The sequence below is a fragment of the Vibrio sp. ZOR0018 genome (assembly GCF_963865925.1).
In the GTDB taxonomy this organism is placed as follows: domain Bacteria; phylum Pseudomonadota; class Gammaproteobacteria; order Enterobacterales; family Vibrionaceae; genus Vibrio; species Vibrio anguillarum.
Map to the genome: position 1 here is coordinate 27213 of NZ_CAWMCN010000099.1, position 23050 is coordinate 50262.

Genomic DNA, 23050 nt, shown 5'->3' on the forward strand with positions numbered 1-23050 from the left:
ACCTCACCGGACACCTTCGGTTGTTCGATGCTCGAGTAAGTAAGCCATTGTTGACCATCTAATGAGTATTGCAGCTCAACGCCTGGGAATGACGAATTCATCGACAATTTACCCGCTTCAATCTTAGCTCCGGGAATTGGCAGGCGATAATCAATGCCAGCTTTTTCCAGTTTCGCCAGCTCACGTTGCCCAACAATATTAGCAAAACGAGTCCAATCTTGATTCAGTGCAGACTTATTGACTAAGTTCGTTTGCTGAGAGTATTCAACCCCTACTTTATAGTCGTTTTCCCACTCCGCTTTATGCCAAGCACGTTCAGCGGCAGCCAACACTCGAGGGAAAACCATATACTCATACTGCTCATCATTACGAACCGTTTCTGACCACAATTGAGCTGACAAGCCGTAGAATGGTTTCGACGTCACCTCTCCTTTACCGACAAAACCATTACCATCACGATCTAATGAAGTTTCAGCGTTTTGCGGCATATTTTCCGGTGCAAAACCAAACATTTTGCGCGTATCGGTCGCACGGGTGGCCCAGTAATAACCGCGCTCTTTAGGATCCGCTTCATAAGGCATATCCATGTAGACATAATCAGGGTTAGAAACAATTACGTCGTAACCTTGTTTTGCCCATTCATAAACAGAGCTTGTACCGCCCCAATAGAGGACATCCCAAAAGTTCACACGTGTATTGCGCGTGGCAAAAGCGGATTCTCCCTCGCTGTATTTCAAGCCATCTTGCCATGCTTGAAAATCCTCAATCCCTTTATCGGCGACAATTTCCGACACTTGCTCAGCAAAATAACTCGGTAAATGAGCAAAGTCACTTACTACTCCTTGGCTGACTAATGCTTGGCACTGTGGTGATTTCGCAAATGGTTTATCTTGTTGTGAAAGATCTAAGTTACCTTTCCAACTGACTTTTTCCGTCGCATTAATATCTTGGAAACCCGCGCCTAATTTGATGTTTTTCGCCTCATCGCCACCAAAATGCCAAGTCGATAAAGGCATGCCCGCCTCACTGTGCATCAAGGCCACTTCAGTGATCACCTTGTCCACAAAGCGTTTAGACGAGTCTAAACAAGGGTTAATAAAACTCTGCTTATCATAAAACTGAACCGTCGTAACATTGGAGCTGTCTTGAGGATCCATTAAGCGATACTGGCTAGCCTGTTCGGTTTTCCCCTCTTGGCTCAAACGTTCAAAACGAGCCTCCATTGAAACAACCGCAGAGCGAGCATGGGCTGGCATATCAATTTCAGGGATCACTTCAATATTGCGCGCTTTAGCGTGCTTGAGGATTTCAATGTAATCGGCTCGACTAAAATAACCTGAGCCAAAGTTATCAGAATTTGGACCGGAGCCAAGCTGTGGCAGCAAGCAGTTTTTCTCATCTAAATCAAAGCAGCGCTGCCCACCAATGTCGGTCAATTCAGGTAAGCCCGGAATTTCTAAACGCCAACCTTCATCATCGGTCAAATGAAGATGTAATTTATTCATCTTATAAGCCGCCATTTGATCTAACGTGGCCAAAATCGCTTGCTTAGAATGGAAGTTACGTGCGACATCCACCATCACACCACGGTAATCAAAACGTGGAGCATCTTCGATGTGGATCACTGGCAGCGCTGTGACATTCTGGCTATCCACTAAACCCAAAATAGATTGAACGGCGTAGAAAGCTCCCGCCTCATCAAATGCACGAATAGAGATAGCATTCGGTGCAATCTCCAACTCATAAGCACCTGATGTCGCCATCTGGTCAGAAAATTCGCTCGGTGTAATCGCAACACCAACCGCCAACTCTCCATCAAGCTTCAGCCCAATCGTTTTAGCACGCGCCTGCAATGCTGAAAACTGATCCGTCGCAAAGTCCTTCACATCAAGCTTAAGGCCACGAGTAATGTCAACAACACCTTGACCGAGCGTTGTTTTTAGAGGCGTTGGTAACAGAGCCGTTGATACATCTTGCAGTGATACATCGCTATTTCTCTCAAATCGGCTGATGGCCGTGGCAAACACATTATTATCGCTGGTGGTGCGTTTTATATTGTCACCCTCAAGCCCACGCACAAATGACGACGTGTCCTCTGTGTTGAGAGATACAATCAGTTTAGGCTCTGTATTGGGCGCCGCAACGAATGCACGCGGCATAAAGTCCGTTTCAAACAACTGCCAATATTCAGCGACCAGAGGCAAAACAACCTCTTCGCCAGCAGAAAAACCATCAAATTTATCAGTAGGTTCAAGCTTATGTAAATCACCCGTTAAACGGGTAATTTTGAATTGATCATTTTCAACATCCAGAATCAGTCGAATGCTGTGGAAATAGATAGCCCACTGCTTTGAATTCACAGCTTCACCTTGGTTAACCAAGGTCATGTTCACTTGATTACACGATGCCCATTCTGCTTCGAGAGCCTGACATGCCAATCCTTCATCTGCCCCGTGATTGGTTACTACGGTGTAATGAATATCCAAATTTTCCGCCAGCGCATCGACTACTTTCTGCTCTGGTGATTGCAACAAAGAGCAACCTGATAATGTGGCGATAACCGAAACAGCAATCAAACTAGGTTTCAACATTTGACTCACCCTACCTTTAAAATAAAAACCCAATATCCTGTTAAAAGGACTCAAAACAGCAACAAGCATAAAGGCTTGTGACCTAAGGCATTCACCATACAAGGAGTTATTTCTAAGCGTAAAATAATTAGCTACACGAAGTGATCCAGTTCAAATTCTCTAAAATACAATCAAAACAAAACCATTTAAAATCAATAGATTAAACTTGACGTCAAAACCGTAATTTATTATTTGACGAGTTTAACTTGAGAAAGATCACATAAAAATGCATAACAAAAATGAATTTATGAATAGAGATCACTACTCACTACAAGGCGAGAAGTTCATTAAAGGGATTTGGCAGGTTAAATTGTGATATAGGTCATAAATTGTAATGACTCATCAAACGTCAAAATGCGCTAAAGTGACGTTTTTTACACATCCTAATGCTATTTATTATCGTGGAATATTGACTGCTATTTTCAATAGTTGAATTTGCTCGGAGAAGGGTGAACAGTGAAAGAGGCGAACCTCTTTCTCTTTGGTAACGAAAACTTACCACTTCCAAATGCAACAAAGCCCCGCATTACTGCGAGGCCTTTAATGTGGTCTGTGAAGAGCCAGATAGTGAAAGAGGCGAACCCCTTTCTCTTTGGTAACGAAAACTTACCACTTCCAAATGCAACAAAGTCCCGCATTACTGCGAGGCCTTTAAATATGGTCGGTGAAGAGCCAGATAGTGAAAGAGGCGAACCCTTTTCTCTTTAGTAACGAAAACTTACCGCTTCCAAATGTAACAAAGCCCCGCATTACTGCGAGGCCTTTAATGTGGTCGGTGAAGAGCCAGATAATGAAAGAGGCGAACCCCTTTCTCTTTGGTAACGAAAAAACTTACCGCTTCCAAATGTAACAAAGCCCCGCATTACTGCGAGGCTTTTAAATATGGTCGGTGAAGAGGGATTCGAACCCCCGACCCTCTGGTCCCAAACCAGATGCGCTACCAAGCTGCGCTATTCACCGAAATTTTTGCTCTGCACTTAGCGAGCAGTTCCGAGCTTTTTGCCTAGAACGGATGCGTATATTACTCATCTAAAACTAAGACGCAACCCTTTAATCTTATTTCCATCAAATAACAAACTCATTGGCTAAATCACCATCAAATACACATAAAAACGTGACTAATTACACACCAATAGAAACATCAAGTTAACCTATGCAACATAATTGATCCAGATCAGTGTCAGCAAACAGAGCAAACTTTAACTTGGCTGTGTCTTCGAAACTTTGGAGGAAACATGGACTTTTGGCTTGATCTCCTATTTGGTAATGCTGTGGGACTATCTTCAATGATAGTAATCTTTGGTGCTTTTGGTCTTATGCTGTTTTATGGCGGTTTCTTCATTTATAAAGTGATGAATGACAAATCTCCTCACTAGATCGCTTAGCACCTATTGAAAAATAGTGTGACGCTATGCACCGGGGTGGATTATCTGTCTGCTCCGGTTTTTTATCGCGTTAATAACTCTATCTTCTTGATGAATGGCATCATTCGCTACTCAAGAACGGTTCGATAAGAACACCTGTCTCAAAATAGTTTCCATTTTCTCATACAAATAAAAGCATTCCCTCTTCGCATAAATAAAGACGTCAATGCCGTCGATATCTTGTTGAGGAAAAGTGATGGGGAAAGGCTGGAAACCATGAGTGTCATTAAAAACGCCTTGGTTAATTAATATTAACTGCTAAAATATCGCAACGTTACTAGGCAACACTCAGAGTGTTGCTTTATTTTTATTCACCGCCGTTGGGAAACGTAAGAGCAACCTATGTCACAACAAGCCACCATCCGTTTAAACAAATACATCAGTGAAACTGGTTTCTGTTCTCGTCGAGAGGCCGATAAGTTAATTGAACAAGGCCGAGTAACCATCAATGGACTATTGCCGGAAATGGGCACTAAAATCACGCCAAACGATGAGGTGTGTATTGATGGTAATCCATTAAAATCAAAAGAAAAATCGATATACATTGCACTTAACAAACCGACTGGAATCACCTGCACAACAGAGCGCGATATTCCAGGTAATATTGTTGATTTTATTGGCCACCACAAACGTATTTTCCCGATAGGTCGATTAGACAAACCATCTGATGGGCTGATCTTTCTGACTAACGATGGTGACATAGTCAATAAGATATTACGTGCTGGTAATAACCATGAAAAAGAGTACGTCGTCCGAGTAGATAGACCCATCACCGACGAATTTTTACATAAGATGGCCTCTGGCGTGGAAATTCTTGATACGGTGACACTGCCTTGCAAAGTAACCCAAGAAACGAAGTTCTCCTTTAGAATTGTGTTAACACAAGGGTTAAACCGTCAAATTCGTCGTATGTGTGAGGCCTTAGGTTACGAAGTGTTTAAACTACGCCGAGTTCGTATTATGAACATCAGCCTAGACGGTATCCCGAATGGTGAATGGCGTTATTTAAGCGACGAGGAAGTCGCTGAAATATTAGCAATGTGCGAAAGTTCTTGCGGTACGGAAGGCGCGTCCAAGCTTGATGTGACGGGTAAGCGTATTCGCAAAGCTACCGATGCAAAACTGTTTGATAGTCGTGAGCAAAATCAAACCTCGACGGCACGCAGAAATCAAAAGCCAAAAACGTTCCAAGGACGCAATGCCGATGAGTTTCGCCATACTCCAAATACAAAAAGAGCACAGCGCCGACCCACAAATTCATCACAAGGTGCGCCAGCTAATAGCCACAGAAAAAGCAGTACGTTAAGTCTTAAAAAATAATCATCGAACAATGCGTTAATTCTGTTGAGCAATAAAATGACCGTAATGACGCATCACTGAAACAACTATAAAAAAACCGAAGCAACTATAAAAAAGGAGAAACTTTCGTTTCTCCTTTAAGACAGAATAAAATTAACGCTTATTTCGTACCAAAAATCTTATCACCAGCATCGCCAAGACCAGGAACGATATAACCTTTATCATTCAATTTCTCATCAATTGCCGCCGTATAGAGCTCAACATCAGGGTGCGCTTTTTCTAACGCCGCGATGCCTTCAGGCGCTGCAACTAAAACGAGAATTTTAAATTGGTTACAGCCGCGCTCCTTGAGCAAATCGATCGTCGCAATCATGGAACCGCCAGTTGCCAGCATTGGGTCAACCACAAGCGCAATTCGCTCCTCAATATTAGAAGCGAGTTTGTTGAAATAAGGGACAGGCTCAAGTGTTTCTTCATCACGATAGATGCCAACAACACTAATCCGCGCACTTGGAATGTGCTCTAAAACGCCGTCCATCATGCCAAGACCAGCACGCAAAATAGGTACTACCGTTACTTTTTTACCTTTGACTTGATCAATTTCAACTGGGCCATTCCAGCCTTCAATCGTCACTTTTTCTGTTTCAAAGTCTGAGGTTGCTTCATAAGTTAGTAGGCTACCCACTTCTGTAGCTAACTCACGAAAACGCTTAGTGCTGATATCCCCTTCCCTCATTAACCCAAGTTTATGCTTAACTAGAGGGTGTTTAACTTCAACAACTTTCATTTTCATCTCCGACGACATTTAAACAAACCTTCGAATTGTACACACTTTTTATGCTAATTTCAGTGCCAATTATAAACAAAAAAACTGACGCAAACGTTTTCCTTTTTGTTTTAAGCCCTGTTAGAATAGCGCCGTTTTCATATCCAACTTATGACCGAGGACTTCCCCGTGAGCGGTAATAACACTTCTCTTAGTTACAAAGATGCTGGCGTAGATATTGATGCAGGCAATGCACTTGTTGAACGAATTAAAGGCGCCGTCAAACGCACTCGTCGCCCTGAAGTTATGGGTGGCATTGGTGGTTTTGGCGCGCTTTGCGAGCTACCAACCAAATATAAACATCCTGTTTTAGTCTCTGGCACCGATGGAGTTGGCACAAAACTTCGCCTCGCATTGGATATGAATAAGCACGACACCATTGGCATTGACTTGGTTGCAATGTGTGTTAACGATTTGATTGTTCAAGGTGCTGAACCGCTTTTCTTTTTGGACTACTATGCCACGGGCAAATTGGATGTAGATACAGCTGCTGATGTGGTGTCGGGTATTGCCGATGGTTGTGTGCAAGCAGGTTGCGCTTTGATCGGTGGTGAAACCGCTGAAATGCCGGGCATGTACGAAGGTGAAGATTACGATGTCGCTGGCTTTTGTGTCGGTGTGGTTGAAAAAGAAGAGATCATCGATGGCTCAAAAGTAGCAGCAGGTGATGCTCTGATTGCGGTTGGCTCTAGCGGCCCTCACTCAAACGGCTATTCATTAGTTCGCAAGATCCTCGAAGTATCAGGTGCCGACAAAAATGAAGACTTGGCTGGCAAAACGATTGGTGAGCACTTACTGACACCAACCAAGATTTACATCAAATCAGCGCTTAAAATGATCGCCGAGCACGATATTCACGCCATTTCACACATTACTGGTGGTGGTTTCTGGGAAAACATTCCTCGCGTTCTTCCGCAAGGGACGAAAGCGGTGATTGACGGCAATAGCTGGGAATGGCCAATTATTTTCCAATGGCTGCAAGAAAAAGGGAATGTAACCACTCATGAAATGTACCGCACATTTAACTGTGGTGTCGGCCTGATTGTTGCGCTTCCAATGGATCAAGCACAAGCGGCGGTTCAATTACTGCAAGCGGAAGGCGAAAATGCGTGGGTTATCGGTCATATTGCTGAAGCTCAACTCGATGAAGAGCAAGTAGAGATCAAATAACTGATGAAAAGTATTGTTGTTTTAGTTTCAGGAAATGGCACCAACTTACAGGCTATCCTTGATGCGTGTGAAACGAAAATTAAAGATGGCAAAGTAACGGCTGTTTTTTCAAACAAAGCAACTGCTTATGGCTTAGAACGAGCTAAAAAAGCAGGTGCGGCGGCGGTGCATATTGACCCAAATGCCTTTGACACGCGAGATGCGTTTGATGCGGTATTGATGGAGAAAATTGACCAATACGCGCCTGACTTAATCATTCTTGCTGGCTACATGCGTATTCTGAGTGGTGAGTTTGTGCGTCACTATTTAGGACGGATGCTCAATATTCATCCTTCTTTACTTCCTAAATATCCTGGGTTGAATACCTACCAACGCGCGATTCACGCGGGTGATGAAGAGCACGGCACCAGTGTGCATTTTGTGACTGAACAACTTGATGGTGGCCCAGTCATTCTACAAGCAAAAGTGCCTATTTTTGATGAAGATACCGTTGAGATTTTGACTCAACGTGTCCAAGCTCAAGAGTATCGAATTTACCCACTAGTGGCACAATGGTTCGTTGAAGGACGCTTGGAAATGCGTGAAGGTAAAGCCTATTTAGATGGCCAATTACTTGGCATGCATGGTTATGCTTTCGATGAATAAATCGTATCTCTAAATAGTGCGAAAAAGGTTGCCTCAACAGCAACCTTTTTTATTGTCATCTCAAATACAATTCAAACAGCAGTAAATAGACAAGCTTAAGAATAAAAACCTTAAATAGGTGCTTGGCAGCCTGGCTTTGCCGCGGCAAACGGAATGTCAGCTAAGGACTGCGCATTGCCATCAACGTATTCGCCATAATGGAAAATCGCATATTCGCCTGGCTTCATTCGTTGCCAAGTTTCATTTCCCGTCAGTGGCTGAGTCGCAATCACTGACACAACATCATCAGGCGTTGTTTCTTCTTGGAAGTTAATCTCGACATCTTCATCAAGTAAACTTGCTTTCCCAAAGGGGGCGCGTCGAGTAATCCAGTACAGATGATTCGTGCAATAGGTCACCACAAACTCACCGTCAGAAAGTAGCATATTAAACACACCTTGCTGCTTAAGTTGATCGCAACACTTCGCAACGAATTGAAACATGCTGAGCATATCTTGAGGCGGTTCAGGATAACGCGCTTCTAACTGCTTTAACAACCAACAGAAAGCTTGCTCGCTATCCGTTTCACCAACAGGGCGATAGCGTCCAGTTTCTAGCTGCTGGTGATCCGTCAATTGTCCATTGTGAGCGAACGTCCAATATCTCCCCCACAATTCTCGAGTGAATGGGTGAGTATTTTCCAAATTCACCCCACCCCGATTTGCTTGACGAATATGGCTAACCACTGCCCGACTTTTTATAGGGTAACTCTGCACAAGCTCTGCAATTTTTGACTGAAAGCTAGGGTTAGGATCTTTAAAGGTACGAAACCCCTTCCCTTCATAGAAAGTGATTCCCCAACCATCACGATGCGGCCCCGTGTTGCCGCCACGCTGAATCAACCCAGTAAAACTAAAGCAAATATCAGTCGGCACATTGGCACTCATACCGAGCAATTCACACATGGTTTAATGCACTCCCTTTTACAACCACAAACACATTAAAAGAAAAGAACGATGTTGAACTTCTTACGCCATCTCTTTTTCAATCAGTTGGATAACGATGTGGATGATCTTGATATGGATTTCTTGGATACGATCCGCGTAGCCGAAGTGCGGGACACGAATCTCGATATCCGCTAAACCTGCCATTTTCCCACCATCTTTACCGGTCAGTGCAATGGTCTTCATCCCTTTGGCTTGGGCCGCTTCAATCGCTTTCAAAATGTTCCCCGAATTACCAGAAGTCGATAGGCCAAACAGGACATCGCCTTTTGAACCCACCGCTTCCACATAGCGAGAGAATACAAAATCGTAACCAAAATCATTGCTAACGCAAGACAAATGGCTTGGATCTGAAATAGCAATACCAGGATAACCCGGACGATTCTCGCGATAGCGCCCCGTTAGCTCTTCAGCAAAGTGCATTGCATCACAGTGGGAACCGCCATTACCGCAAGAGAGCACTTTCCCGCCTTGCTTAAATGAGTCGGCAATCAGTTTTGCGGCGGCCTCAATTTGAGCGATGTTATGCTCATCATTAAGAAATTTGTTTAGCACGTCAGCCGCTTCGGTCAATTCACTTTTAATTAAATCCTGGTACATAGATATATTCTCTTTTTAATCTGTTTACCGATAGGCTCCATCAATCAAGAGCCAGTAACAGGCTTGAGTTTACCCAAACCATCCTTTCTGTCGATAGTTCGACTTCAAGAATTGTTGTTTTCTCCCGCTTCCCACTCCAGAAAGCCCTCTATGGGTTATTTATTTTGAGGTTTTGCCCTACATGGATCACTTTTTGAACAATACAAGGTTTTACATTTCGTTAATAATTTGATTACACTTAGTACTGGTTAGACCACTTACACAAACGAGACGACTAACAACACTTTCCAATGCACTGAGAAAAATCAGCCGCAATGGCGTGAATACAGTCTCAAAGGAATGAAATTATGGACATCTTGCTCTCTATACTTGGTTTTCTCACCGTGTTCGGTGTGTGCCTCTACCACCGAATGTCACTTTTTAGCGCATTAGTTGCGCTAACGGTAACCATGGTGGTTCTTACCCTGCTGGATTACACCGGGGTGATTGGATGGTTGCTATATTTAGCGGCTATCGCTTTATTAGCCGTTCCCTCTATCCGTCAAAGCGTGATTAGCGAAAAAGCATTAACACTGTTCAAAAAAGTGCTGCCTGCAATGTCACAAACCGAAAAAGAGGCATTAGATGCAGGAACCGTTTGGTGGGAAGCTGAACTGTTTAAAGGCAAACCGAACTGGAACAAACTACACAAAATTGCAGCGCCGACATTAAGTGCACAAGAGCAAGCTTTTATTGATGGACCAGTCAACGAAGTGTGTGCCATGGTTAGCGATTATCAAGTTACGCATGAATTAGCCGACTTACCTCCTGAGGTTTGGCAATATTTAAAAGATCATAAATTCTTCGCCATGATCATTAAAAAACAATACGGCGGCTTGGAGTTTTCAGCTTATGCACAATCCATTGTGCTACAAAAGCTAACGGGTGTATCTGGAGTGCTTTCATCCACCGTTGGTGTACCGAACTCTTTAGGCCCGGGCGAACTTTTACAACATTATGGTACTGAAGATCAGAAAAACCATTACCTGCCACGTTTAGCGGAAGGTAAAGAGATTCCCTGCTTTGCATTAACCAGCCCAGAAGCGGGTTCCGATGCAGGTTCAATTCCTGATTTTGGCGTGGTATGTAAAGGGAAATGGGAAGGAAAAGAAGTGTTAGGGATGCGCCTAACGTGGAACAAGCGCTACATCACGCTCGCCCCGGTTGCAACCGTATTAGGCCTAGCATTCAAACTGCGCGATCCTGACGGCTTACTTGGGGATAAAACAGAGCTTGGCATCACTTGTGCGCTCATCCCAACCCACTTAAAAGGAGTTGAAATTGGCAATCGCCACATGCCATTGAACGTTCCATTCCAAAATGGTCCGACACGTGCTAACGACTTATTTGTGCCGCTTGATTTCATTATTGGCGGACCAAGCATGGCAGGACAAGGCTGGCGCATGCTTGTAGAGTGTTTATCGGTTGGACGTGGCATTACGTTACCTTCTAACTCGACGGGCGGAATTAAAACTGCGGCGCTAGCAACAGGAGCTTACGCTCGGATTCGTCGTCAATTTAAGCAACCAATTGGCCATATGGAAGGTGTCGAAGAGCCATTAGCACGTTTAGGTGGTAACGCTTATGTGATGGATGCGGCGAGCAATTTAACCGTAGCTGGTATTGATCTGGGCGAAAAACCCTCGGTCATTTCCGCTATAGTCAAATACCACTGTACCCACCGTGGTCAACGCAGCATTATTGATGCGATGGACATCGTGGGCGGGAAAGGCATTTGTATTGGTCCTGCTAACTTTTTAGCTCGCAGCTACCAAGGTGCACCGATTGCCGTAACCGTCGAAGGGGCCAATATTCTGACTCGCTCAATGATCATCTTTGGTCAAGGCGCTATCCGTTGTCATCCTTATGTTTTAGAAGAAATGAACGCCGCTTATTCACAAGATTCTGATGCCGTTGAGAAATTTGACGCCGCTCTTGCAGGTCACGTCAGCTTCACCATGAGTAATCTTGTGCGCAGTATTTGGTTTGGTGTCACCGATGGTTTGGGTTCATCTGCACCGACTAATGATGCAACCAAACGCTACTATCAACAACTAAACCGTTACAGCGCTAACTTAGCACTGCTTTCTGATATTTCGATGGCTGTATTGGGAGGCTCTCTCAAACGTAAAGAGCGCTTGTCAGCACGCCTTGGCGATATTTTGAGCCAACTCTACCTCAGTTCTGCCACACTTAAGCGTTTTGAAAATGATGGTCGTCCCGTGGAGGATCTTCCTTTGGTTCATTGGGGTCTACAAGACAGTTTGAAGCAGACGGAAGTCGCCATTGATGAATTCTTAGCCAACTTCCCGAATAAAGCGATTGGTAAGGTACTTCGTATATTGTTGATGCCGATTGGTCGAGTACGCAAAGTACCTAGTGATAAATTAGATAGCCAAGTTGCGCAGATCCTGCAAACACCGAGTGAAACTCGTTCACGCATCGGTCGCAACCAATATCTCGCCCCAACGGCGCATAATGCGGCGGGTAAGATTGAACAAGCACTGGACATCATTTTACGTGCAGAGCCTTTGTTCGATAAAGTGTGCAGCGTCACCAATCAACGCCGTCCATTTTTGCGTTTAGATGAAGTGGCCGCCATTGGCTTACAACAAAAAATTCTAACCGAACAAGAAGCACAGCTATTAACGGAAGCTGAGGCTCATCGTTTGTATACCATTAATGTCGATGATTTTGCGCCACAGGAACTGGCCGCAAAGCCTCAATATCCGGCAATAAATGATGTTGCGTAAGTCAATCTATTGAATGTCAAAGGGCGCTTTAAGCGCCCTTTTCTATGACTAGAATACAGAATCAAGAGGTTGCCAACTCGGCAACATCCCTTGTTATTTCTTCGGCATATTCAACTGTAATTCGGGTTGCAACGTCTTTTTCGCTTTAATCTTACGCATCACAAACCACGCCAAAAGCCCAATCAATATCGCACCAATATTACCAATAACAATGAACATAATACTGCGACTCGTTGCCTCTTCTCTCATCTGAATAATCAGTTGCTCCTGTTCAAGCCTACGCTGCTTAATCTCTTCTTCCATCTGCAAACGGCGAGTCTCCTCAATGTTAACATCATCCACCACGCTGTAAGTACGCTCTGAAAGTGGGAAATAAAGTGGGCGCTGGCTAGCGAGCTCTGTCGCATACAACCTTCCAGACCAACGATAGTTACCGTTATCCCCTTTATATGGAATTTCCAAATTAAGCTTGAGTGACTCTTTTCCGGATAGTCCTTCAGTAGCAAAAATATCATCATAAATATTGGCATGCTCAACATGCGCCGCTATCGATCCGGGTTCAACCATGCCTAACTCACCTGCAAACACAATTTGGTGCGGCGCGCCATCTACTCGGGACTGGATAAAGGTAGTCGACACTGGCGTAGGGTAAACTAACACTTCTTGCTCTTGAGCGCGTAAAAATACACCGTTACCAGAAGTGATCCTAACGCGATACTTACCCGGAACTGGAGTGATAGACAACGCAACCGTAAATACACCATCACCAGGGCGTTCGTCCAAACCACGTCCATCATCGGCAAATTCACCAATCACTTCCGGTAATGGACGCGCTTCTTTGATCAGTTCTTCTTCATTTTCAACGAACTTAGTAAAAGTCACTTTTAAGTTGACTCTATCGAGAAAGTCTCTCAACAATAAAGGCTTACCGTCGGAGGTTAAGCGAGCTGTAAATTTTAATTCTTCACCATGATACAAACGGCTAGGAAATACATCTGTATCCAATTGCAAGTGTGAGATTAGCTTAATGCTATTTTGTGGCGAAACCTTTCCTATAGCCTGCCAAGGGCCAGGCATTGGCTTATCAATTGAAATGATATCCATTGTGGGTTCTTGATACCAACGCATATTCTCATCGTACCGCCACGCGTAATATTTCTTACCATCTGGCCGCACAAGCACCACTGGCTGAGATGACTTTTCGCGATACACGACAAAAGTAATTTGTGAAATGGTTGGATCCACTCGAAAACGATTATCGAGTAGCGACATCGAGGAGGGATTTGCCGCAAAAACGCCAATACTCCACATCAGCGCAGCAATAGCCACCATTATCCTCAACATATTTTCTCCTACTGACGCCAAAGGCAACTTCCACTCTTTTCGACTAGATCCAATCTTTCTTGGTGTGCTTGTAGTTCATCGGCACAAGCCTGCAAAACCTTTAGCTTTTTCCGACCTGCGACAGCTCGTTTTATTGACTCTCCTCCCACACTGCCATCACTGCGCGTTCCAGCATTAAATTGTAAAGAGGTTTGCCCACCTGTCATCAGCAGATAAACGTCTGCTAATATCTCCGCATCAAGCAATGCACCGTGCAAGGTACGATGTGAGTTATCGATACCATAACGATCACAAAGTATATCCAAATTGTTGCGTTTGCCGGGGAAAATACGCTTTGCCATAGCAAGCGTATCGGTCACTTTGCAATACTGCTCCGTCTTACCGATTTTAGCGTCGAGCTTGCGAAACTCGTAATCCATAAAACCGACGTCGAAGGGAGCGTTGTGCGCCACCAGCTCAGCTCCCTTGATGAAATCTAAAAACTCTTGATGCACATCGCGATATTGCGGTTTGTCCATCAAAAACTCATCGGTAATACCGTGGATCTCGATCGCTTCTAACTGAATCTCACGATCGGGTTTCAGGTAGACATGGAAGTGACGGCCTGTCAGCTTGCGGTTGATAATTTCAACGGCACCGATTTCAATAATGCGGTGTCCTTCATAGTGAGGGCCGCCTTCACGGTTCATACCCGTGGTTTCCGTATCGAGAACGACGATACGTTGGGATTGGGAATTGCTGCTAGTATTCATAAGGATATGTATGTCAGACTATGCCAATAATGTGCGTAACCTAATAGTATCAAATCATGACAAAACAGGTGGAAATTTTCACTGATGGATCTTGCTTAGGTAATCCTGGCCCGGGTGGTTATGGGGTTGTCCTTCGTTACAAAGAAACCGAAAAAACGTTAGCCAAAGGCTACCGACTCACCACTAACAACCGAATGGAAATGTTAGCGGCAGTGGTTGCACTGCAAACACTGAAAGAGCCATGTAATGTTATTCTCACCACAGACAGCCAATACGTTCGTCAAGGTATTACTCAGTGGATCCACAACTGGAAAAAACGCGGTTGGAAAACATCGGATAAAAAACCAGTGAAGAATGCCGATTTATGGCAAGCACTCGATAAAGAAAGCGCCCGCCATACCATTGACTGGCGCTGGGTGAAAGGCCATGCGGGTCATCGTGAAAATGAAATGTGCGATGAATTAGCACGCAATGCAGCAGAAAACCCAACCGAAGACGATATTGGGTATCAAGCATCCGAATAAGGGTCACAGGCCTTATCTTGGTTCTGAGTTGATAAACGGTAGTTCAAGCTAACTGGCGAAAGACGCCGTTTAAAACGCCAATGAGGTTTAATCGGTTTCAAGGGATAAGTACGTTTGCGCGCTACAATGAAATACAGGCTACCAAATGGAGCGGCCCAGTCGCCAATACCATTTTCCAACCACGCCCACATGGGTTGATATTTTTGCATCGGAAAAAGGGCATATTGGTCACAGTCAATCACTTGATAGTTCAAGACACTCAGCCAGTCCTTAATCCGGTTAGCGGTAAACATACGACCGCTCCAAGGTAAGTTATGTTTTCGCCAAGGCATCAAACTTGCGATCCCCGTAAAACTGATTGGATTAAACCCCGTAATAATGATGTAGCCATCATCCATCATCACGCGATCAACTTCGCGTAAGATACGGTGCGGATCGCCACAATAATCCAGTTGGTGCGCTAAAATAGCCACATCAAAACTCTTTTCAAGAAAAGGCAGTTCGTAGCTATCGGCAATCACCGTATGGAGTGGGTTTTCAATATCAAGATGAACTTGGTGTTGAATATTGCAGTTGCAACTGGCAAGCTCACAACTCAAACCACCGAGCTTAAGCATATGATAGCCAAATAATTTAGAGCACCATTCATCAAGCCGAGTCTGAATAGAATCACTAACCCACTGGCCATTTTTAAGTTGGGACCAAGAATGAGGCTTATCTAATTTTTTTTCGCTACGCGCTGGCTTCATCGATAACCTATTTCACCTCGGTGATTGGAGATACTCATGTTACAGATCAAAAGCATACCCGCATTTAATGATAATTACATCTGGCTGATCCAAAATAGCGATCAGCGTTGTGCTGTGGTCGATCCCGGTGATGCAGCACCAGTGCTTGAGTACCTCTCGAAGCATCAATTAACGCTCGAAGCAATATTAATTACCCACCATCACCATGATCACATTGGTGGTGTTGCAGAACTGGTTCGCCAGTTTCCCAGCATTAACGTTGTTGGTCCCGCTCATGAACCTATTCCTACCTTAACGCACGCAGTTGAAGCTGGCGATCAGCTAGAACTATTCGATGAAATCTTTATGGTGCTTGATCTCGCAGGACACACAAAAGGTCACATTGGCTATGTCGGTGACAATAAACTGTTTTGTGGCGATGTACTGTTCTCCGCAGGGTGTGGCCGTGTTTTTGAGGGCACAATGGAGCAAATGTTTACGTCACTGTGTAAACTTGCCGCATTGCCAGAAGAGACTGAGGTCTATTGCGCGCACGAATATACCGCAAGTAACGTCGCATTTGCTTTAGCCGTTGAGCCCGATAATGACCAACTTCAACAGTATCGAGATACCGTCAACCGGCTCCGAGCTCAGCAGAAATCGACATTACCGACCACGATCCGCCAAGAAAAATGGATCAATCCATTTTTGCGGACCCAGCAAGAGAGTGTGATGAAATCCGTCGCGAATCGTACTCAACAAACCGATCCTCTATCAATTTTTACCGCGTTACGTGAGTGGAAGAACGAATTTTGACGATTTGCTGCTTGTCATAGCAATAAAGTGCCAAGTATTATCAGCAGCCATTAAGTCAAAGGGCTGAGATAGATGCGATTTCAATTTAGCTGGGTGATGGTGCTCTTGTTAGCGGGGTGCCAAATCACTCAGCCAACAGACCAAACAACAGCGCCAAATGCCAAAGAGGCAAATAGCCCTCAGATTCAGACACAAAAAGAGATGGCTAAACAAAAGTCGTCATCTGCAAAAAATACAACGCCGAAAGTGATCACGCCACAAGAGCAAGCGGACGTATGGCAGCGCATCGCAATGCAGTTGTCGATGGATATCCCAGATCATAAATCAGTGAATTATTATCGAACTTGGTATCTTAAACACCCAAATCACCTACAAACTGTTGCCGAGCGAGCAAAGCCATTTCTTTACCTTATCACTGAGAAAATTGAGCAGCGCGGCTTACCACTTGAGTTAGCACTCTTACCCATTGTTGAAAGCTCGTTTGATGCCTTTGCCTACTCACACGGTAGCGCTGCGGGGCTGTGGCAATTTGTGCCGAGCACGGGAGAGATGTATGGCCTAGAGCAAAATTTTTGGTATGACGGAAGACGAGATGTAGACGCCGCCACCGATGCTGCTTTGGATTATCTCACTGCATTAAATAAGCGTTTTGATGGTGATTGGAGCCATGCGATTGCCGCCTATAATAGCGGTGGTGGGCGGATCTCTAGCGCGATTCGTAAAAATCACAAGGCTGGTAAACCAACCGACTTTTTCTCACTCGACTTACCCGATGAAACCACAGGCTACGTCCCTAAATTACTCGCACTGGCCGATATTGTTGCCAATCAAGAAAAATATGGCATTGAAATCCCAGCGATCGCTAACAAACCAGTGTTAACGTTAGTCGACCCTCAAGAACAGCTTGATCTTGCCATTGCCGCCAATTACGCCGGAATGAGCGTGAAAGAGTTGCAAAGTTACAACCCAGCTTACAATCAATGGGCGACCTCGCCGACGGGACCTCATCAACTGCTTATCCCAGTAGATAAAGTGGAACGCTTTGCTCAGAAAGTTGAAGAGAATCGCGGTAAAGGGATGAAGTTAGTACGCTACAAGGTAAAATCCGGCGATAGCTTGAGTGTGATTGCTCAACAGCACAATACCACCAGCAAAGTGATTCAGACGGCCAACAATCTCAATGGCAACGTTATTCGCGTTGGGCAGTATTTAATGATCCCAACATCCGTAAAAGACGAAAAAACATACGCACTCAGTGCCAGTAACCGCTTAGCAAAAACGCAAGCGATGGCCCGTGGTCAGTACAAGCTGTCTCATACGGTAGCCAGAGGTGATAGCTTATGGAGCATTGCCAAACAGCACAATGTTTCCCATCAGTCCTTAGCAAAATGGAACGGTATGGGGCCAAGAGACACGTTGAAGATTGGCCAAAAACTGGTCATTTGGAAAAATAGCAGTGAGGGTGCCATCATTCGCACCGTCTTTTATCAAGTGCGTAGCGGCGATACACTCAGCGCCATCGCTAATAAGTTTAAAGTCAAAAGCCTCGACATTGTAAAATGGAACGAGCTTGCAAACCAAAAGTACTTAAAGCCGGGCCAAAAACTCAAGCTCTACGTCGATGTCACTAAGGTCAGTGTATGAATCCTTCCAGTAACCCGTTAATCATGTTGGTGGATATTTTCCGTTCCCCCACGTCTTGTTTTTTAGCCCTTTATCAACGCGGCATGTGGGGTTGGCAACCTTATCTCTTTTTAATCCTGAGTCCCTTTCTATTTTGGGGGGCTTATTTTGACGTAGTTAACCTTGAATGGTTAAAAGCGGGGCTCTCGGCGCAGTTGGCTATGCTCAACCCCGCTCAGCTTGAAATGTTAGATGCCAACACCTTGATGGCAAGCGAAATTATCAGTGATGTGGTAGGCCGCACGCTAACGATTTTCATGTTGGCATTGTGGTTCAATTTGGCGACCAAGCAGAGCCAACATCAGCACGGTTTCTGGCGTTGGTTTGCCGCAAGTGCTGTCATCACTTTCCCAGCCGTGTTGGGCGATCTCGCCAGTTACGCGAGCTTATTACTCAAACATGGCCACGTGATGACTTACGCTGCTGACCTTAACAGTTTAAATGGCCTAATTAAGTTGCCACTGACTAATGATTGGTCTCAATTTGCCAGCTCCTTCCCACTGCTTTTGCCTTGGTACATCGTACTTGGCTACGCGGCGGTGGGCGCATGGACAGAGCTTGAACGCGGCCAAGCTCTGGTGATTTCGGCGCTGCCTTGGATTGGCTATTACCTGATTTGGGCGCTGTACATCGCCATCAGTTAGAAAGTGGTTATAAACTAAAACTCGCCAATAGTGGGTTATGATCAGAAGCGTCCGTTACGGGCGCTTTTGCATTGAGCAGTGTTAAACCACGATAAAAAAGATGATCAAGCACCAAGCCCGTCACAAACTGAACACGGTGATCGGGTTCGAACAACACTTCCTTCAAACCCACACGATTTAATGCAGTGGTTAATGTGTCCATTCTTGCTTGACTCCAGCTATTAAAATCGCCACCGACAATCACTGGCCCTTGATGTGTTTTTAATTGAACGAGTAACGCTTCCAGCTGATTGGTATACTCTTGCGTTCCATAGGTAAAGTTCACTGCATGCAGGTTTACAACCGCCAGAGTCTGACCATCACTTAAACGATATAGGGCGTAAATCGCCGATTTGGGTAAGCGCAACCAAGGCTCTAATTCGGTGTAAGCACACGCTAATACTGGCATCTGCTTGCCAAGATTTAACACTCCGGCTGATTCACCAAAAATACGAAAAGCATCCGCTTGCGTCCCCCCCCACTGCTTTTGGCTGATCCACTCTTTCAATGACAAGGTCATGCTCGCTTCTTGTAGCAACACCAATTGGGCATCTTGGCTGAATTTATCCAGCTCACTTTGCCATGTTGCTCTATTTTGTTTATAGATATTCCAAACCAGTACATTAAGCTGACCACGCACATCAATTGCGCGAGCGTTTGGATTATCGTAACAAATCAGTGGAGATGAAGCGTTTTTCCCATCAATAGTCAACAATTGCGGCGTTGAAGGAATAGTAAAAATAGAGAAAAAACTAACCACAGCCGCGGTAATCAGCAACAGCGGCAAAACAAGCAGATATTTTCTTTTCATAACGTTCAACAAAATTGGTAGGGATGTATTAATAAAGAGACAAAAAAGGAGCCATTGGCTCCCTTCTTCTCGGTGTACGGCTAAATAGCGTCTTCGTCTTCTTCACCGGTACGAATTCGTACCACTCGTTCAATATTGGTAATGAAAATTTTACCATCACCAATTTTTCCCGTTTGCGCCGTCTCAATAATGGTGTCAACGCAGCGATCAGCGACATCGTCAGTCACCACAATTTCAAGCTTCACTTTAGGTAAGAAATCCACCATGTACTCAGCGCCACGGTACAATTCAGTATGCCCTTTCTGACGACCAAATCCTTTTACTTCAGAAACAGTCATACCCGTGATCCCGACTTCAGCTAACGCTTCGCGGACGTCATCAAGTTTAAATGGCTTAATAATGGCTTCGATTTTTTTCATGTTCATCCCTTACACTTTCGTCAATTGGTGGCATTATCTGCTAGCAAAAAAAAACAATCAATAAAAAGCCCAAGCAACGCTTGGGCTGATTGAAACCCGTTCACTGTCATTTACTTAAGACTTGCGAAATAGGCCGCTAAGTTTTCAATATCGGCATCACTGAGCATTGCCGCTTGCGCTTGCATTACGACGGCTAAACCACCATTACGCTCTTTATTCTTGTAGGCTTTAACTGATGAGATAAGGTATTGCTCATTTTGCCCTTTTAGATTTGGATATCCCGGAATAAGGGCAATCCCGTCTGCGCCGTGACACGCCGCGCAGATAGCCGCTTTGGCTTGCCCTGCGGCTGGGTCTCCAGCAAACGCGCTTCCCGCTAACAACGTAAAACCCATAACTATTCCAATCGCGACTTTTTTCATTGCTCCACCTTTATGTCCATATTCATTGTATGTTTTATACGAATTTTGCATGAAAAGCGTTCATTTGTCCCAGATGAGTTCACAATCTTGCCCACTGAAGTCACGATCAACAAATAAATTTGCAATCGCAACCACTTGATTCCGATGCATCAATATTGGCGTTCTTCGTCGTAGCCAACTGGGCACGCCATACTCTTGGAACAATTTTTTTAGCTTTCGACTTCCCACTCGTCCGACGGGGCATGTTGCCAGCCCTTCAGGATTAAACGTAACGCTTAATTGATGGCAATCATCAGGCAAGGCTATTCCCTTGCTAGCACCATGAGACGATAACCTCAGATTTCCTAGTCCATCAGGCAAGGTTAATGATTGATCGGGCACAATCATCGCCTGCCAATCTGAAATGTCTTGATAAGTTTGGATGCAATATAGCTTTTGGTCAAAGCGGCGGATCTCACTTTGCCCTAGTTTAAGCCGAGGATTCGCATCAATACGCGCAGACGCCACTTGTTGCCAAATCATCGCTAAATGTTCTTGAGTCGGCATTGGCTCCCCCAATTGAGCAAGCCACATTCTTAGCAATTGATAGCGTGCTAATTCGCTGCGATGAGAAAGCGCGGTAATTGATAAACTACCATCAGGCATTTTTGCCTCTTGCATTGCCTCTTGTAGCAGCTCTTCAAGCAACACCTGCTGCTGAGCACACAATGTCGCACTACGAGCAACCGCTTGGTGAATATGCGGCCAGCGCTGCGTAAGAACTGGCGTGATGTGATGGCGGATAAAATTACGATCAAAACGGGTATCTTGGTTGCTTTCGTCCTCGACCCAATCCAAATTCTGGGTTACGGCAAAGCTTTCGATCTGTACGCGAGTCGCCGCAAGCAAAGGACGGACGATTTTCCCCGCGCCAAATGGCATCGCTTGTGCCATCGAAGAGAGTCCTTTGGGTCCACTACCACGCTTTAACGCGAGCAAAAATGTCTCGATCTGATCATCGCTATGCTGTCCAGTTAGTAACAAATCGTCAGTGTTAATGTATTTCGCTAAAACTTGGTAACGCGCCGTACGCGCCAATGACTCCACACTTTCACCGCTAGCGGTATCGAGTTGCACCCGTTCAATAAAAAAAGGGATCGCGGCGTGTTGGGCCCAGCGCTGGCACTGTTTGGCCCACTCATCGGCATGTTGACTTAATCCATGATGAACATAAACAGCGCAGCACTCACAGGAGGTTTCGTCACGATATTGCGCCAATAGTTCAAGCATCACCCGCGAGTCCATGCCACCACTAAAACCCAAGACTAATTGGCTGCTTGCTAAGCGATGACGATTGATAACGTGTGAAAATAGCGAATAAAGTTCAGACATGGGTTTTCAGTGCTAAGAGGAATTGATGCCAGTTTACCTTGAAACGCGCCAAGCAAACCAGCCTTGAAATCGGGCAGATAAAAAAGGGCTGGACAGAATCCAACCCTTTTTATTTATTGTCCGCTCTGCTGTTTAGCAGTAGCCGTAGTTCATCAAACGTTGATAACGACGAGCCAATAATGCTTCTTCATTCAGCGGCTCTAAATCAGCAAGCTGTTTTAGCAGTGTTGCTTTCATATTGGCGGCCATTTGTATTGGATCGCGATGCGCGCCACCTAATGGTTCTTCGATAATTTCATCAATCAGCTCAAGCTCTTTTAAGCGAGGAGCGACTAAGCCCATCGCTTCAGCCGCTTGCGGTGCTTTATCTGAATCTCGCCACAAGATTGAAGCGCATCCTTCTGGCGAAATTACCGCATAAGTGGAATATTGCAGCATGTTCACGTAGTCACCCACGCCAATCGCCAAAGCACCACCAGAGCCACCTTCACCAACAACATTGCAAATTACAGGCACTTTCAAGCCTGACATCACTTTTAGGTTTGTAGCAATCGCTTCAGATTGGCCACGTTCTTCAGCGCCAACACCAGGATAAGCACCTGCGGTATCAATGAAGGTAATAATAGGCATGCCAAAACGTTCAGCCATTTTCATTAAACGCAGTGCTTTACGATAACCTTCTGGTTTTGGCATTCCGAAGTTACGTCTTACTTTTTCTCTCGTTTCACGTCCTTTTTGGTGACCAATCACCATCACCGGACGTCCCTCTAAACGAGCGATGCCGCCGACAATCGCTTTGTCATCAGCAAAAGCGCGATCACCAGCCAACTCGTCAAACTCAGTGAAGACATGGTTGATGTAATCAAGCGTGTAAGGGCGTTGTGGATGGCGTGCCAATTGAGCCACTTGCCATGCCCCTAAATCACCAAAGATTTTCTTCTTAAGCTCTAAGCTTTTCTTTTCTAGCTGTTCGATCTCTTTGTCGAGATCAACGGACTTATCACCACCATGGCGAGACACGTCGCGTAGCGCCTGAATTTTAGCCTCAAGTTCAGCAATTGGTTTTTCAAATTCTAGAAAATTTAGGCTCATCTACCGATCCTTTTATACTCAGCGTTCAACATATTT

Annotated in this window: 20 protein-coding genes, 1 tRNA gene and 1 pseudogene; 9 read left to right on the forward strand and 13 right to left on the reverse strand. The window is 44.9% G+C overall.

The window, feature by feature from the left end; translation table 11 throughout:
• Positions 1-2591: pseudogene (locus AACR75_RS06600) on the reverse strand (family 20 glycosylhydrolase); the annotation flags it as partial.
• Between the two features lie 922 nt (positions 2592-3513).
• A tRNA-Pro gene (locus AACR75_RS06605) sits at positions 3514-3590 on the reverse strand.
• Between the two features lie 275 nt (positions 3591-3865).
• On the opposite strand from AACR75_RS06605, the gene AACR75_RS06610 reads away from it, so the two are divergent.
• Complete coding sequence (locus tag AACR75_RS06610; RefSeq protein ID WP_010319399.1) at positions 3866-4006, forward strand: DUF3149 domain-containing protein; 141 nt, start codon at positions 3866-3868, stop codon at positions 4004-4006.
• Between the two features lie 390 nt (positions 4007-4396).
• Positions 4397-5374, forward strand: coding sequence for a 23S rRNA pseudouridine(2604) synthase RluF (gene rluF, locus AACR75_RS06615; RefSeq protein ID WP_047689241.1), 978 nt, complete (start codon positions 4397-4399; stop codon positions 5372-5374).
• 139 nt (positions 5375-5513) lie between these two features.
• Here the strand turns inward: rluF and upp are convergent, their stop codons facing one another.
• Positions 5514-6140: a uracil phosphoribosyltransferase gene (upp, locus tag AACR75_RS06620; RefSeq protein WP_026027908.1), complete on the reverse strand. Its 627-nt coding sequence runs from the start codon at positions 6138-6140 to the stop codon at positions 5514-5516.
• A gap of 168 nt (positions 6141-6308) precedes the next feature.
• Between upp and purM the strand changes: the two genes are divergently transcribed.
• Both purM and purN read left to right on the forward strand, forming a co-directional pair.
• Positions 6309-7349: a phosphoribosylformylglycinamidine cyclo-ligase gene (gene purM / locus AACR75_RS06625; protein WP_010320092.1), complete on the forward strand. Its 1041-nt coding sequence runs from the start codon at positions 6309-6311 to the stop codon at positions 7347-7349.
• Between the two features lie 3 nt (positions 7350-7352).
• A complete protein-coding gene (gene purN / locus AACR75_RS06630; protein ID WP_017047307.1) occupies positions 7353-7994 on the forward strand; it encodes a phosphoribosylglycinamide formyltransferase in 642 nt (213 codons plus the stop codon).
• 110 nt (positions 7995-8104) lie between these two features.
• Here purN and AACR75_RS06635 read toward each other — a convergent pair whose 3' ends face one another.
• Positions 8105-8938: a class II glutamine amidotransferase gene (locus AACR75_RS06635; protein WP_047689243.1), complete on the reverse strand. Its 834-nt coding sequence runs from the start codon at positions 8936-8938 to the stop codon at positions 8105-8107.
• 63 nt (positions 8939-9001) lie between these two features.
• A complete protein-coding gene (gene lpcA / locus AACR75_RS06640) occupies positions 9002-9577 on the reverse strand; it encodes a D-sedoheptulose 7-phosphate isomerase (protein ID WP_010320095.1) in 576 nt (191 codons plus the stop codon).
• A 347-nt stretch (positions 9578-9924) separates the two neighbouring features.
• Here lpcA and fadE point away from each other — a divergent pair, with 347 nt between their 5' ends.
• Positions 9925-12369, forward strand: coding sequence for an acyl-CoA dehydrogenase FadE (gene fadE / locus AACR75_RS06645; RefSeq protein WP_047689246.1), 2445 nt, complete (start codon positions 9925-9927; stop codon positions 12367-12369).
• A 93-nt stretch (positions 12370-12462) separates the two neighbouring features.
• Here the strand turns inward: fadE and AACR75_RS06650 are convergent, their stop codons facing one another.
• Complete coding sequence (locus AACR75_RS06650; protein WP_047689249.1) at positions 12463-13713, reverse strand: TIGR03503 family protein; 1251 nt, start codon at positions 13711-13713, stop codon at positions 12463-12465.
• Positions 13714-13721: 8 nt separating this feature from the next.
• Positions 13722-14465 (reverse strand): DNA polymerase III subunit epsilon, encoded by a 744-nt coding sequence (gene dnaQ, locus AACR75_RS06655; RefSeq protein ID WP_047689251.1) that lies wholly within the window; start codon positions 14463-14465, stop codon positions 13722-13724.
• A 56-nt stretch (positions 14466-14521) separates the two neighbouring features.
• On the opposite strand from dnaQ, the gene rnhA reads away from it, so the two are divergent.
• The gene (rnhA, locus tag AACR75_RS06660; protein WP_013856228.1) at positions 14522-14989 is read left to right on the forward strand and encodes a ribonuclease HI; all 468 of its coding nucleotides are present in this window, start codon (positions 14522-14524) and stop codon (positions 14987-14989) included.
• Here rnhA and AACR75_RS06665 read toward each other — a convergent pair.
• Positions 14974-15738, reverse strand: a complete 765-nt coding sequence (locus AACR75_RS06665) for a methyltransferase domain-containing protein (RefSeq protein ID WP_013856227.1) — start codon at positions 15736-15738, stop codon at positions 14974-14976. The genes rnhA and AACR75_RS06665 overlap by 16 nt on opposite strands.
• 36 nt (positions 15739-15774) lie before the next feature.
• Between AACR75_RS06665 and gloB the strand changes: the two genes are divergently transcribed.
• From gloB to AACR75_RS06680, 3 genes are all read left to right on the forward strand, one after another.
• Complete coding sequence (gene gloB, locus AACR75_RS06670) at positions 15775-16533, forward strand: hydroxyacylglutathione hydrolase (RefSeq protein WP_026027910.1); 759 nt, start codon at positions 15775-15777, stop codon at positions 16531-16533.
• Positions 16534-16605: 72 nt separating this feature from the next.
• The gene (locus tag AACR75_RS06675; protein ID WP_047689265.1) at positions 16606-18177 is read left to right on the forward strand and encodes a lytic transglycosylase; all 1572 of its coding nucleotides are present in this window, start codon (positions 16606-16608) and stop codon (positions 18175-18177) included.
• The gene (locus AACR75_RS06680; protein ID WP_047689267.1) at positions 18174-18860 is read left to right on the forward strand and encodes a YIP1 family protein; all 687 of its coding nucleotides are present in this window, start codon (positions 18174-18176) and stop codon (positions 18858-18860) included. Before AACR75_RS06675 ends, AACR75_RS06680 begins: the two co-directional genes overlap by 4 nt.
• Before the next feature lie 7 nt (positions 18861-18867).
• Here the strand turns inward: AACR75_RS06680 and AACR75_RS06685 are convergent, their stop codons facing one another.
• The 5 genes from AACR75_RS06685 to accA all read right to left on the reverse strand — a co-directional run bounded on the left by AACR75_RS06685 (position 18868) and on the right by accA (position 23014).
• Entirely contained in the window at positions 18868-19710 is an 843-nt protein-coding gene (locus AACR75_RS06685) for an endonuclease/exonuclease/phosphatase family protein (RefSeq protein WP_047689270.1), read from the reverse strand.
• A gap of 80 nt (positions 19711-19790) precedes the next feature.
• Entirely contained in the window at positions 19791-20129 is a 339-nt protein-coding gene (gene glnB, locus AACR75_RS06690; protein ID WP_010320105.1) for a nitrogen regulatory protein P-II, read from the reverse strand.
• 110 nt (positions 20130-20239) lie between these two features.
• A complete protein-coding gene (locus AACR75_RS06695) occupies positions 20240-20551 on the reverse strand; it encodes a c-type cytochrome (protein WP_026027913.1) in 312 nt (103 codons plus the stop codon).
• A 60-nt stretch (positions 20552-20611) separates the two neighbouring features.
• A complete protein-coding gene (gene tilS, locus AACR75_RS06700; protein ID WP_047689272.1) occupies positions 20612-21922 on the reverse strand; it encodes a tRNA lysidine(34) synthetase TilS in 1311 nt (436 codons plus the stop codon).
• A gap of 132 nt (positions 21923-22054) precedes the next feature.
• Positions 22055-23014, reverse strand: coding sequence for an acetyl-CoA carboxylase carboxyl transferase subunit alpha (gene accA / locus AACR75_RS06705; RefSeq protein WP_013856219.1), 960 nt, complete (start codon positions 23012-23014; stop codon positions 22055-22057).
• Positions 23015-23050 lie beyond the last annotated feature (36 nt).

Excerpts from the sequence above, each read along its gene's own strand:
- AACR75_RS06610 (WP_010319399.1), top strand. The coding sequence starts at position 3,866 with ATGGACTTTTGGCTTGATCTCCTATTTGGTAATGCTGTGGGACTATCT.
- rluF (WP_047689241.1), top strand. The coding sequence starts at position 4,397 with ATGTCACAACAAGCCACCATCCGTTTAAACAAATACATCAGTGAAACT.
- upp (WP_026027908.1), bottom strand. The coding sequence starts at position 6,140 with ATGAAAGTTGTTGAAGTTAAACACCCTCTAGTTAAGCATAAACTTGGG.
- purN (WP_017047307.1), top strand. The coding sequence starts at position 7,353 with ATGAAAAGTATTGTTGTTTTAGTTTCAGGAAATGGCACCAACTTACAG.
- AACR75_RS06635 (WP_047689243.1), bottom strand. The coding sequence starts at position 8,938 with ATGTGTGAATTGCTCGGTATGAGTGCCAATGTGCCGACTGATATTTGC.
- lpcA (WP_010320095.1), bottom strand. The coding sequence starts at position 9,577 with ATGTACCAGGATTTAATTAAAAGTGAATTGACCGAAGCGGCTGACGTG.
- fadE (WP_047689246.1), top strand. The coding sequence starts at position 9,925 with ATGGACATCTTGCTCTCTATACTTGGTTTTCTCACCGTGTTCGGTGTG.
- AACR75_RS06650 (WP_047689249.1), bottom strand. The coding sequence starts at position 13,713 with ATGTTGAGGATAATGGTGGCTATTGCTGCGCTGATGTGGAGTATTGGC.
- dnaQ (WP_047689251.1), bottom strand. The coding sequence starts at position 14,465 with ATGAATACTAGCAGCAATTCCCAATCCCAACGTATCGTCGTTCTCGAT.
- rnhA (WP_013856228.1), top strand. The coding sequence starts at position 14,522 with ATGACAAAACAGGTGGAAATTTTCACTGATGGATCTTGCTTAGGTAAT.
- AACR75_RS06665 (WP_013856227.1), bottom strand. The coding sequence starts at position 15,738 with ATGAAGCCAGCGCGTAGCGAAAAAAAATTAGATAAGCCTCATTCTTGG.
- gloB (WP_026027910.1), top strand. The coding sequence starts at position 15,775 with ATGTTACAGATCAAAAGCATACCCGCATTTAATGATAATTACATCTGG.
- AACR75_RS06675 (WP_047689265.1), top strand. The coding sequence starts at position 16,606 with ATGCGATTTCAATTTAGCTGGGTGATGGTGCTCTTGTTAGCGGGGTGC.
- AACR75_RS06680 (WP_047689267.1), top strand. The coding sequence starts at position 18,174 with ATGAATCCTTCCAGTAACCCGTTAATCATGTTGGTGGATATTTTCCGT.
- AACR75_RS06685 (WP_047689270.1), bottom strand. The coding sequence starts at position 19,710 with ATGAAAAGAAAATATCTGCTTGTTTTGCCGCTGTTGCTGATTACCGCG.
- glnB (WP_010320105.1), bottom strand. The coding sequence starts at position 20,129 with ATGAAAAAAATCGAAGCCATTATTAAGCCATTTAAACTTGATGACGTC.
- AACR75_RS06695 (WP_026027913.1), bottom strand. The coding sequence starts at position 20,551 with ATGAAAAAAGTCGCGATTGGAATAGTTATGGGTTTTACGTTGTTAGCG.
- tilS (WP_047689272.1), bottom strand. The coding sequence starts at position 21,922 with ATGTCTGAACTTTATTCGCTATTTTCACACGTTATCAATCGTCATCGC.
- accA (WP_013856219.1), bottom strand. The coding sequence starts at position 23,014 with ATGAGCCTAAATTTTCTAGAATTTGAAAAACCAATTGCTGAACTTGAG.